The 10,653-nt window shown below is 47.0% G+C and carries 10 protein-coding genes; 6 read left to right on the top strand and 4 right to left on the bottom strand.

Features of this window, described 5'->3' with window-relative positions:
* On the bottom strand, positions 1-323 hold a 323-nt coding region (locus ABIB18_RS23550), incomplete at its 3' end, for a DUF4158 domain-containing protein (RefSeq protein ID WP_354476022.1).
* A 159-nt stretch (positions 324-482) separates the two neighbouring features.
* Between ABIB18_RS23550 and ABIB18_RS23545 the strand changes: the two genes are divergently transcribed.
* Positions 483-1,052, top strand: a complete 570-nt coding sequence (locus tag ABIB18_RS23545) for a recombinase family protein (RefSeq protein ID WP_094121207.1) — start codon at positions 483-485, stop codon at positions 1,050-1,052.
* Positions 1,053-1,118: 66 nt separating this feature from the next.
* Here the strand turns inward: ABIB18_RS23545 and ABIB18_RS23540 are convergent, their stop codons facing one another.
* The 3 genes from ABIB18_RS23540 to ABIB18_RS23530 all read right to left on the bottom strand — a co-directional run bounded on the left by ABIB18_RS23540 (position 1,119) and on the right by ABIB18_RS23530 (position 3,860).
* A complete protein-coding gene (locus ABIB18_RS23540; RefSeq protein ID WP_094121206.1) occupies positions 1,119-1,550 on the bottom strand; it encodes a PcoE/SilE family metal-binding protein in 432 nt (143 codons plus the stop codon).
* Between the two features lie 170 nt (positions 1,551-1,720).
* The gene (locus tag ABIB18_RS23535; protein ID WP_094121205.1) at positions 1,721-3,187 is read right to left on the bottom strand and encodes a Cu(+)/Ag(+) sensor histidine kinase; all 1,467 of its coding nucleotides are present in this window, start codon (positions 3,185-3,187) and stop codon (positions 1,721-1,723) included.
* Positions 3,174-3,860 carry a copper/silver response regulator transcription factor gene (locus ABIB18_RS23530; protein ID WP_354476019.1) on the bottom strand — a complete coding sequence of 229 codons (687 nt, stop codon included), beginning with the start codon at positions 3,858-3,860 and terminating at the stop codon, positions 3,174-3,176. The genes ABIB18_RS23535 and ABIB18_RS23530 overlap by 14 nt, the downstream gene beginning before the upstream one ends.
* Before the next feature lie 175 nt (positions 3,861-4,035).
* Between ABIB18_RS23530 and ABIB18_RS23525 the strand changes: the two genes are divergently transcribed.
* The 5 genes from ABIB18_RS23525 to ABIB18_RS23505 form a co-directional block, all read left to right on the top strand.
* Complete coding sequence (locus tag ABIB18_RS23525; protein WP_094121203.1) at positions 4,036-5,421, top strand: Cu(I)/Ag(I) efflux RND transporter outer membrane protein; 1,386 nt, start codon at positions 4,036-4,038, stop codon at positions 5,419-5,421.
* A gap of 33 nt (positions 5,422-5,454) precedes the next feature.
* On the top strand, positions 5,455-5,820 hold the full coding sequence (cusF, locus tag ABIB18_RS23520) for a cation efflux system protein CusF (protein ID WP_094121202.1): 366 nt from the start codon (positions 5,455-5,457) through the stop codon (positions 5,818-5,820).
* A 121-nt stretch (positions 5,821-5,941) separates the two neighbouring features.
* A complete protein-coding gene (locus tag ABIB18_RS23515; RefSeq protein ID WP_354476017.1) occupies positions 5,942-7,225 on the top strand; it encodes an efflux RND transporter periplasmic adaptor subunit in 1,284 nt (427 codons plus the stop codon).
* A 10-nt stretch (positions 7,226-7,235) separates the two neighbouring features.
* Complete coding sequence (locus tag ABIB18_RS23510; RefSeq protein ID WP_354476015.1) at positions 7,236-10,367, top strand: CusA/CzcA family heavy metal efflux RND transporter; 3,132 nt, start codon at positions 7,236-7,238, stop codon at positions 10,365-10,367.
* Between the two features lie 225 nt (positions 10,368-10,592).
* On the top strand, positions 10,593-10,653 hold a 61-nt coding region (locus ABIB18_RS23505; protein WP_225385476.1), incomplete at its 3' end, for a hypothetical protein.

Raw genomic sequence — 10,653 nt, 5'->3', positions numbered from 1 at the left:
AGGCCCTGATGCTCCCAGCGGGTATTTTCTCTTTCAGCATATCGGGAAAGGATCTCTGGTCGGCTGATGTTCAACTGTGCCGCAATGTAAAAACGGATGAATGAGGGAATTTGAAGGGGATCAGGAAGAAATGTTCTCAGGAAGCGCGCCGTAGTCAGTTGAAGTGCAATCCCCAGACGGTTATGTTTTCCCCGTCGCTGATTAATAAAAGCAAGGTCACGCTCATCCAGATGAAAATATCGGGCCAGTTGAACCTCATTTGGCTCTGCCACATAGCGACCGTAGTTTTCTGTCTGTTCTCTGGTCAGAAAATCATCACTCATTGTGCATCCTTTCGTAAACTGGCGATCTGCTCTATTTTTGACAGTCTCAGATATTATAATTTTTGAGACTACTGAAAATGATATTAAACGTGAGTATCAAAAATCATGATTTATGCCTTATGATACTACTCAGTATCAATATCGATTTGTGAGACCAATATGGCATTACTGGGATATGCAAGGGTATCAACCAGCCATCAAAAACTGACGGCGCAAGTTACGGAACTAAAATCTGTAGGGGTCAGAGATGATCGGATTTTTACTGACATAATGTCGGGAGCGACAGACGAACGCGACGGTTTACAAAGGCTGCTTGCCCGTGCGGAAAAAGACGACATCATCATGTGTACCAAAATGGACCGACTTGGACGTAATACCGCTGATATGATCAACATTGTTGATGCCTGTTATAAAAAGGGGATCGCTATACGGTTTCTGGAGAATGGACTGAGTACAGAAGGTACTATGGGGAAAATGGTGATTCAGATACTGGCTGCTGTGGCCGAGGCTGAGCGTGAACGCATTCTGGAACGCACCAATGAAGGGCGGCTTGCTGCTCTGGAAGCTGGGGTTAAATTCGGGCGTAAACCACATCAAAAATCCGTCATCGCCAGAGAACTTATTGTTCAAAAACTGCCCGCCAAAATTGTGATGGAGAAAACCGGTATTTCCCGGGCAACCTATTTCCGCTTGAAAAAACACGAAACACATCAGCCTGCCCAGGATTAATTCCCGATTGTTTATACTCTCTGTTGGCTCTGTCAGGAGGTAACTGACTGTTTCATTGCAGCTCAATCAGTTAGATGATTCCATACTACGATGTTTTTCAGCCTGTTGTTGGTGTGTACCTGACTGACCATTATTCATTGTTTCATGCGCAATCGCGGCCTTTTCATGCTCATTCATTTTTGAAAATGGTTTCGCTGTAGTGTCACCCGCTTGATTCATATTACCCATCATTTTTTTATGCTCATCCGCCATTTGTTGATGGGCGTTTGAATTGCTGTTATTCATGGATTCATGAGCAACAGTCGCCTTCTCATGCTGGTTCATGTCCATCATTGTGGATTCAGAACCGTTCACCGTTGATTTTTGATCGGTTGACATCATCTGATGTGCCGGTGCCTGGGCATTATTAACCTGGCCGTGCACATTAATGTTTTCTGCGGCCCAGGAAGAGGAAGCAAAAGTCATAGCAAAAGTGGCGGCAATTAGAATTTTTTTCATGGTCTTTCCCTCAAGTGTAAGCGATAAATGTTCAGAGCATCTGAATCATCTGTTGAGAGAGATTATAAGGAAGGGGTTCTGTTGAATGCGTGACAGAATAATGACAAATATGTCATATGCTGAATATTTTGAAATAAAAGACAAACAACGGATAGCTGTTTGTCTTTCGGTTAGCATTGATCGGGTGCTGTTACGGGAAGCGAAATAATAAAGCAGGTTGAAACAGTATCCGAAGTCACACTAATTTTTCCTTTGTGTGCATTCACGATGGATTTTACGATGGCAAGGCCAATGCCACTCCCTTCACTTTTTCGTTGCCTTGATGGGTCAACACGATAAAAACGATCAAACAACCGTGACAGATGTTCTTCAGGGATCGGTGTACCAGGGTTTTCAACAATTAAATCAACCCATTGAGGATGTTCTTTGACATGGACGGTTACCGTCATTTTTTGCGGTGTATAACGAATAGCATTCGATAAGAGATTATTGATGACACGCCGTAGCATCAGCGGATCGCCCTCAACGCGAGATGCGCTACCTTCAACATTGAGACTGACTTCGCGTTCTTCCGCCCAGGCCTCAAAAAAATCGAATACTTTAATGACTTCACTCCGGAGGTCTATCATCGCCCTTTCAGGTATGAGCTGGTTATTATCAGCCTGTGCCAGAAATAGCATATCACTGGTCATTTTCGCCATCCGGTTATATTCTTCAAGATTAGAATACAGGACGTCTTTCAGCTCCTCATCTGTACGCGTCTGGCTTAACACAATTTCAGTCTGCGTAACCAGATTGGTAATAGGGGTTCGTATTTCATGCGCGATATCTGCTGAGAAATTAGCCTGCCGTGTAAAGACATCCTCAATCCGCTCAATCATATGGTTGAACGAAATAACAAGTTGCTCCAGTTCAATGGGGACACGGTCTGAATCAAGCCGGACATCTAAATTCTCAGAGGAAATACTTTTTATTTTCCGGCTGACATTGCGTAAAGGTTGGTGCGCGGTGTGAACCGCAAATAATATAATGAAAATAATCATGAGGCTGATGACTGAGGCTATGGCAATAAGATTGCGCTTTAGCTGGTCGATATAGTGCTGGTGATAATCAATTGAAAGCGCTGTCAGTAATGTATAGGCTGAAGATGCTGTATTATCTGTTTTTTTCACGGAAGTTGTCATCACGCGGTAGGTCATATTCCTCATCTGACTACCCGAATGCATACCCACGCTTTCCCCATCATTAGGTAAGATAAAAATATCCTCTGAGTCAGTTGGCTGTCGGGCATTTTCAGGGGGGAGTGCAGGTGTAAGATCAGGGCCATCAATGGAGCGATAAAGCACCTGTTTATTCCCATCAAGAAGTAATACTGAAATATTATGGTAGGTTTCCATAATATTGCTGATTGTTTCTGTTTTCTGTTGTTCAGAAGCGTCGGGAGCTCTAAGTATCTTTTCCAGCGAGATGCTAATTTGTTTCAGGTCACTGATATCTTTTTCAGCGAAGTGTTTTTCTACCGAGTGCAGCATAACCCACGTAAATGCCACGAATGCGATAATAGTCGAAAGACTAATAAAGAAGGTCAGTCGGGTGGCGAGAGAGAAAGGTCGACGGTTGAGGCTATTTCTCCTCATCGGGCACCTCAAGAACATAACCCACACCACGCACAGTCTGAATTAACTTAGGTTCAAAATCATTGTCAATCTTGGCGCGCAGGCGCTTAACCGCCACATCAATGGCATTGGTATCGCTGTCAAAATTCATATCCCAGACCTGCGAAGCGATAAGTGAGCGCGGAAGTACCTCGCTCTGGTGGCGGATAAAAAATTCCAGCAGAGTGAACTCCTTACTGGTCAATGAGATGCGAATCCCTTTCCGGCTCACTTTTCTGGACACCAGATCAAGTGTCAAATCTGCAACCTGGAACTGGCTTTCAGCAATGACAGCAGAGCCTCGTCGTAACAGCGTCCGGACTCGCGCCAGTAGTTCTGCAAAGGCAAAAGGTTTCACCAGATAATCATCAGCGCCCAGCTCAAGGCCTTTAACACGGTGCTCGATAGTGCCCAGGGCGCTCAGAAGCAAAATAGGCATCCCCTTATTTGCCATCCGCAACATCCTGACGATTTCCCAGCCGTTGACGTCAGGCAGCATGATATCCAGCACTATCAGATCGTAATCAGATGTCATGGCAAGATGGTAACCGGTCAATCCATTATCCGCCCGATCGACGATAAAACCTGATTCCGTCAGCCCTTTACTGAGGTACTCGCCTGTTTTTACTTCATCTTCTACGATTAAAATTTTCATGTTCCCTCCTGCATGCACATTGATGTGATGTCGTCATTCTAGTGAGCAACAGACTGATATCAACGAATTATCCGTTAAATGACAGCTTTGTCATTATCCTGTCACTCACCCAACAGAGTTGCTCCGGTAATGTGTTCATCAACATCTTCACCCACTCTGCCAGGCAAACAGCGACATGTTCAAATTCAAAAAATTAACGCTCACGACATTGTTCATTCTGGCAGGGTGTACTTCGCTTGAGCCTGACTACCAGCGCCCTGAATCCCCGGTTCCACAGCAATTCTCTCTCTCCAGAAACTCACTGGTTCCGGCAACAGCAGGTTACCAGGATACAGGCTGGCGCACCTTTTTTGCCGATCCTCAGGCAAAGTTATTGATTGAAGAAGCATTACAAAACAACCGGGACCTCAGAATGGCAGCCCTGAAAGTCCAAGAAGCCAGAGCGCAGTATAACGTCACCGATGCGGACCGATATCCGCAGTTGAATACCTCTTTAGCGGCCAACTACAAGGGGGGGCTAAACGGTGAGAATGCCACAACCCGGGAATATAACACCGGACTTGATGTCAGCTTTGAGCTGGATTTTTTTGGCAAGCTGAAGAACCTGAGTGAGGCTGACCGCCAGAATTTCTTTGCCAGTGAAGAGGCGCAACGTGCGGTGCATATTCTGCTCGTTTCCAATGTTTCACAGAATTATTTCAACCAGCGACTGGCTTACGAACAGCTGCATATCGCCCGAGAAACGCTGAAGAACTATCAGCAATCTTATGCCTTTGTTGAACAGCAACTCATCACCGGCAGTACTAACGTACTGGCGCTGGAACAAGCGCGAGGGCTGATTGAAAGCACTCGAGCCGACATTGCCAAAAGAGAAGGTGAGCTTGCGCAGGCAAACAATGCGCTTCAGTTGGTTGTCGGTAAATATAACAAACTACCTGATGATAAACGTGTCGCAGCAGCGGACGTTAATCCAGTAAAACTTCCCACAAATTTGTCTTCTGAAATCCTGCTGCAAAGACCGGACATTATGGAGGCCGAACATGCACTTAAAGCCGCTGATGCCAATATTGGCGCTGCCCGTGCCGCTTTTTTCCCCTCTGTTTCATTAACCGGCGGGATTTCAGGAAGCAGCTCGGATATTTCAAGTCTGTTTAGTGCTGGCAGCGGCATATGGAATTTTATGCCTAAAATTGAGATACCCATCTTCAATGCAGGCCGCAATAAAGCCAACCTGACACTGGCGGAGGTTCGCCAGCAACAATCCGTCGTCAGCTATGAACAAAAAATTCAGACCGCTTTTAAGGAGGTTGCTGATGCGCTTTCATTACGTGAAACAATCAGCAAGCAAATAACCGCACAGCTTCGTTATCTTGACTCGCTTCAGATAACACTACAGCGTGCCCGAGGCTTATATTCCAGCGGTGCAGTGAGCTATCTCGAAGTTATCGATGCTGAGCGAGCATTATTTTCGACTCAACAATCTATTCTGGATTTGAAATATTCGCAGCAAGTCAATGAAATTAATCTGTTCACCGCACTGGGTGGTGGATGGGCGGCATAACCTTTTAACTTACAAAACTCAGGAGTAATTAAAATGCATCATTCAACAAAATTCGCCTTATTTGGACTCTTCTCTGTTGTGATGGCTTCAGGCGTTTACGCGAGTGAAATGAAACATGCCGATATGGGGGAGATGAAAATGGCCTCTGAGGCACCTGCACAGCAGCAAGTTATTAGCAGCAAAGGGGTGGTAAAAGAGATTGATCTGACTAATAAAAAAATCACAATTTCCCATGAAGCCATCCCCGCTGTTGGCTGGCCTGCCATGAGTATGCGCTTCACCTTTATGACACTGGACTCAGGCATCGCTTCACTGAAAGTCGGCAGTGAAGTGGACTTCACTTTTGTGCAGCAAGGCAATATATCCATGCTACAGGACATTAAAACCAACCAGTCCTGATTAACGCCTGACGAGTCTTTATTTTTCAGCCTGACATCATTTATGGCAGACTGGTTTATCGTTTTTAAAAGACTCCTCCGGATAATTAAACTGTTTTTATAATGCCTCATCAGGAATAGATATGGGTGCTTTAAAATTGAAATATACTGCAATGATTATCAGCAGTCTTATCATTGGAGGCGTGATATCCGTTGGTGTTTATCATTATTTGATTTCTGAGAAGAAAGCGGAAACGCAATCAACAGAACGTAAAGTGCTGTTCTGGTATGACCCGATGAAACCCGATACTAAATTCGACAAGCCCGGTAAATCACCGTTCATGGATATGGATCTGGTGCCGAAATATGCCGATGAGGGTGGGAGCGACAATAGCCAGGGTATCCGTATTGATCCGACCCAGGTCCAGAATCTGGGGCTTAAGACAGAAAAAGCCCGCACCGGACGCCTGACCTATTCGCAAACTCTTCCGGCCAATGTCAGTTTTAACGAATATCAGTTTGTCATTGTTCAGGCCCGTTCAGAGGGGTTTATCGAAAAAGTCTACCCACTGACCATTGGTGACAACGTGAAAAAGGGCGCTCCCCTGGTTGATATCACTATTCCTGAATGGGTAGAGGCACAAAGCGAGTACCTGTTGCTGTCTGGCACGGGTGGCTCAGCGGGGCAAATAAAAGGCGTGCTAGAACGTCTTCGCCTTGCGGGTATGTCTGAAGAGGACATTCAGCGCTTACGCAACTCACGGAACATTCAGACTCGCTTCACTATTAAAGCGCCGATTGATGGTGTCATCACTGCATTTGATCTCAGAACCGGTATGAATATTTCAAAAGACAAAGTCGTGGCCCAGATTCAGGGGATGGACCCCGTGTGGATCAGTGCTGCGGTACCTGAATCAATCGCTTATCTGCTGAAAGATTCCTCTCAGTTTGAAGTTTCTGTACCCGCCTACCCGGGAAAAACATTCACTATCGAGAAATGGAGTACGCTTCCTAGTCTCGATCAAACCACCCGAACACTCCAGGTTCGACTTCAGGTTGACAATAAAGAAGAGCTACTCAAACCCGGCATGAATGCCTACCTGAAGCTCGACACTCAAAGCCAGGAAATGTTGCTTATCCCTTCTCAGGCCATTATTGATACCGGCAATGAACAGCGTGTCATTACCGTCGATGGTGAGGGTCGGTTCGTGCCTAAAAAAATCCAAGTACTGCATGAGTCAAAAGACCAGACAGGGATCGGCTCGGGTCTGGCAGAAGGTGAATCAGTGGTCGTCAATGGCCTTTTCCTGATTGACTCGGAAGCGAACATTACCGGTGCGTTAGATCGTATGCGTCATACAGATAAACCGGCGTCGATGGTACCCGAGATGACGAACCCGCCAGCAAACGAGCATGCAGGCCACTGAGGAGAAAACGATGATTGAATGGATTATCCGGCGCTCCGTCGCTAACCGTTTTCTGGTGATGATGGCCGCCCTGTTCCTGAGTGTCTGGGGCACCTGGACTATAATCAATACGCCAGTTGATGCTTTACCTGACCTCTCCGATGTACAGGTCATTATTAAAACCAGCTATCCGGGGCAGGCACCACAGCTCGTTGAAAACCAGGTCACTTACCCACTCACAACCACCATGCTTTCCGTACCTGGTGCTAAAACGGTGCGTGGATTTTCTCAGTTTGGCGATTCCTATGTATACGTTATTTTCGAAGATGGTACCGATCTGTACTGGGCCCGTTCACGCGTCATGGAATACCTGAATCAGGTTAAGTTGCCTGAAGGCGTCAGTAGCGAAATAGGCCCGGATGCGACAGGTGTGGGCTGGATCTTCGAGTATGCGTTAGTAGACCACAGCGGCAAGCATGACCTTGCGGAATTGCGCTCACTCCAGGACTGGTTCCTGAAATACGAGCTGAAAACCATTCCCAATGTCGCAGAAGTGGCTTCTGTTGGTGGGGTCGTAAAACAGTACCAGATCCAGATAAACCCGATGAAACTGGCCCAGTACGGCATCAGTCTGTCTGACGTAAAACAAGCGTTGGGATCATCAAACCAGGAAGCAGGTGGCTCTTCTGTCGAAATGGCTGAAGCTGAATATATGGTGCGAGCCAGCGGTTATCTGCAATCTATTGATGACTTCAACAATATCGTGCTCAAATCAGGAGCAAACGGCGTACCGGTCTACCTGAAAGATGTCGCCCGCGTTCAAATTGGACCCGAAATGCGCCGTGGAATTGCGGAGCTCAATGGTGAAGGTGAAGTGGCGGGTGGTGTGGTTATTCTTCGTTCAGGTAAGAATGCGCGAGAAGTAATTTCTGCGGTTAAGGACAAACTTGAAAGTCTGAAAAGCAGCCTGCCGGAAGGTGTGTCAGTGGTGACAACCTATGATCGCAGCCAGCTTATTGACCGGTCAATCGAAAACCTTAGCCACAAACTTCTTGAAGAATTTATTGTGGTCGCGGTGGTCTGCGCTCTGTTCCTCTGGCACCTGCGTTCTGCCCTGGTTGCCATCATTTCACTTCCGCTTGGGTTGTGTATTGCATTCATCGTCATGCACTTCCAGGGGATGAATGCCAATATTATGTCTCTGGGAGGCATTGCTATCGCCGTAGGGGCGATGGTGGACGCCGCCATTGTCATGATAGAAAACGCGCACAAGCGGCTTGAAGAATGGGAACATCGTCACCCAGGTGAACAAATAAATAACGAAACGCGCTGGAAAGTGATAACTGACGCTTCGGTGGAAGTGGGCCCGGCTCTGTTTATCAGCCTGCTTATCATCACGCTTTCCTTCATTCCTATCTTTACCCTTGAGGGGCAGGAAGGACGCCTGTTTGGACCACTGGCGTTTACTAAAACCTATGCCATGGCGGGATCTGCGGCGCTGGCGATAATGGTTATTCCTATTCTGATGGGTTTTTGGATCAGAGGAAAAATCCCGGCCGAAACGAGCAACCCACTGAACCGCTTTCTGATAAAAATGTACCATCCATTGCTGCTTAAGGTTCTTAAGTGGCCAAAATTAACGCTGGTCGTTGCTGCCCTGTCCATATTTACCGTGATATGGCCGTTGAGTAAGGTCGGGGGAGAGTTTCTGCCGAATATTAACGAAGGCGATTTGCTGTATATGCCCTCAACACTTCCAGGTATTTCACCAGCCGAAGCCGCAGCTATGCTACAAACCACCGATAAACTGATCAAAACAGTCCCTGAAGTGGCTTCTGTGTTTGGTAAAACGGGTAAAGCAGAAACCGCAACAGACTCTGCACCGTTGGAAATGGTGGAAACCACCATTCAGTTGAAACCCCAGGATCAATGGCGTCCAGGAATGACGCTGGACAAAATCATTGATGAGCTCGATACGACGGTTCGCTTACCTGGGCTCGCTAACCTCTGGGTTCCACCTATCCGCAACCGCATTGATATGTTGTCCACCGGCATCAAAAGTCCTATTGGCATCAAAGTATCAGGCACTGTGCTGGCTGATATCGATGCTACTGCACAAAGTATTGAAGAAGTCGCCAAAACGGTTCCAGGCGTGTTCTCAGCACTTGCAGAGCGTCTGGAGGGCGGGCGGTATATCGATGTTAATATCAACCGGGAGAAAGCAGCCCGTTATGGTATGACGGTCGGTGATGTTCAGTTGTTCGTCTCCTCGGCCATTGGGGGGGCAATGGTAGGTGAAACCGTTGAAGGTGTCGCACGGTATCCAATAAACATCCGCTACCCTCAGGGCTTCCGCGATGGCCCTGACGCACTGAGGCAGCTACCAATATTGACCCCAATGAAGCAACAAATTACTTTGGGCGATGTGGCAAACGTGAAGATTATCTCAGGCCCAACCATGCTGAAAACAGAGAATGCCCGCCCTGCAAGCTGGATTTACATCGATGCGCGCGGCCGTGACATGGTTTCAGTGGTGAATGATCTCAAAACGGTCATCAGTGAAAAAGTCAAACTTAAGCCCGGTACCAGTATCTCATTCTCAGGACAGTTCGAATTACTGGAGCACGCAAACAAGAAACTGAAGTTGATGGTCCCGATGACCATTATGATTATCTTCGTTTTGTTGTACCTGGCGTTCAGACGTTTCGATGAGGCTTTGCTGATATTGATGAGTCTGCCATTTGCACTGATTGGTGGGATCTGGTTCCTGTACTGGCAGGGCTTCCATATGTCCGTCGCAACAGGAACGGGCTTTATCGCACTGGCAGGGGTGGCCGCAGAGTTTGGGGTCGTAATGCTGATGTATTTACGTCATGCAATTGAGGAAGATCCTAAGCTGACTGATCCGGCCACATTCACGCCAGCAGGACTCGATGATGCGCTTTATCACGGTGCGGTACTCCGTGTTCGACCTAAAGCGATGACCGTAGCGGTAATTATTGCTGGCCTGTTACCGATTCTGTGGGGCACTGGTGCGGGTTCTGAAGTCATGAGCCGCATTGCTGCACCAATGATTGGCGGGATGATCACCGCGCCGCTGTTGTCGATGTTTATTATCCCGGCAGCCTATAAATTAATCTGGTTACGTCGACACAAAGCGTAATTGGGGTCACATACAGGGAACGAAGATTTCAGCCTCGTTCCCTTTATTTTTCGCTATTCACGCGTCAATTAATCCAGATACTGCTCATATTGCTGAATGTGAGCATAGACATGTTTATCCAGTTTTTCCGACCCCGATTTAGGCTGGAAGGCTAAAGAATCTATCGGTTTATCATTCATTAGCAGTTCGTAATGGCTTTGTTGAATAAATCGAACTTTTGCTGAGTTGAAGGATCAGATCACGTATCTTCCCGACAACGCAGACCGTTCCGTGGCAAAGCAAAAGT

Origin of the sequence: Pantoea sp. UYEF8, assembly GCF_040546285.1 — a bacterium.
Classification (GTDB): Bacteria; Pseudomonadota; Gammaproteobacteria; order Enterobacterales; family Enterobacteriaceae; genus Pantoea; species Pantoea brenneri.
Note: the sequence above shows the minus strand (reverse complement) of the source record. Positions and strands in the feature narration are given on the sequence as shown.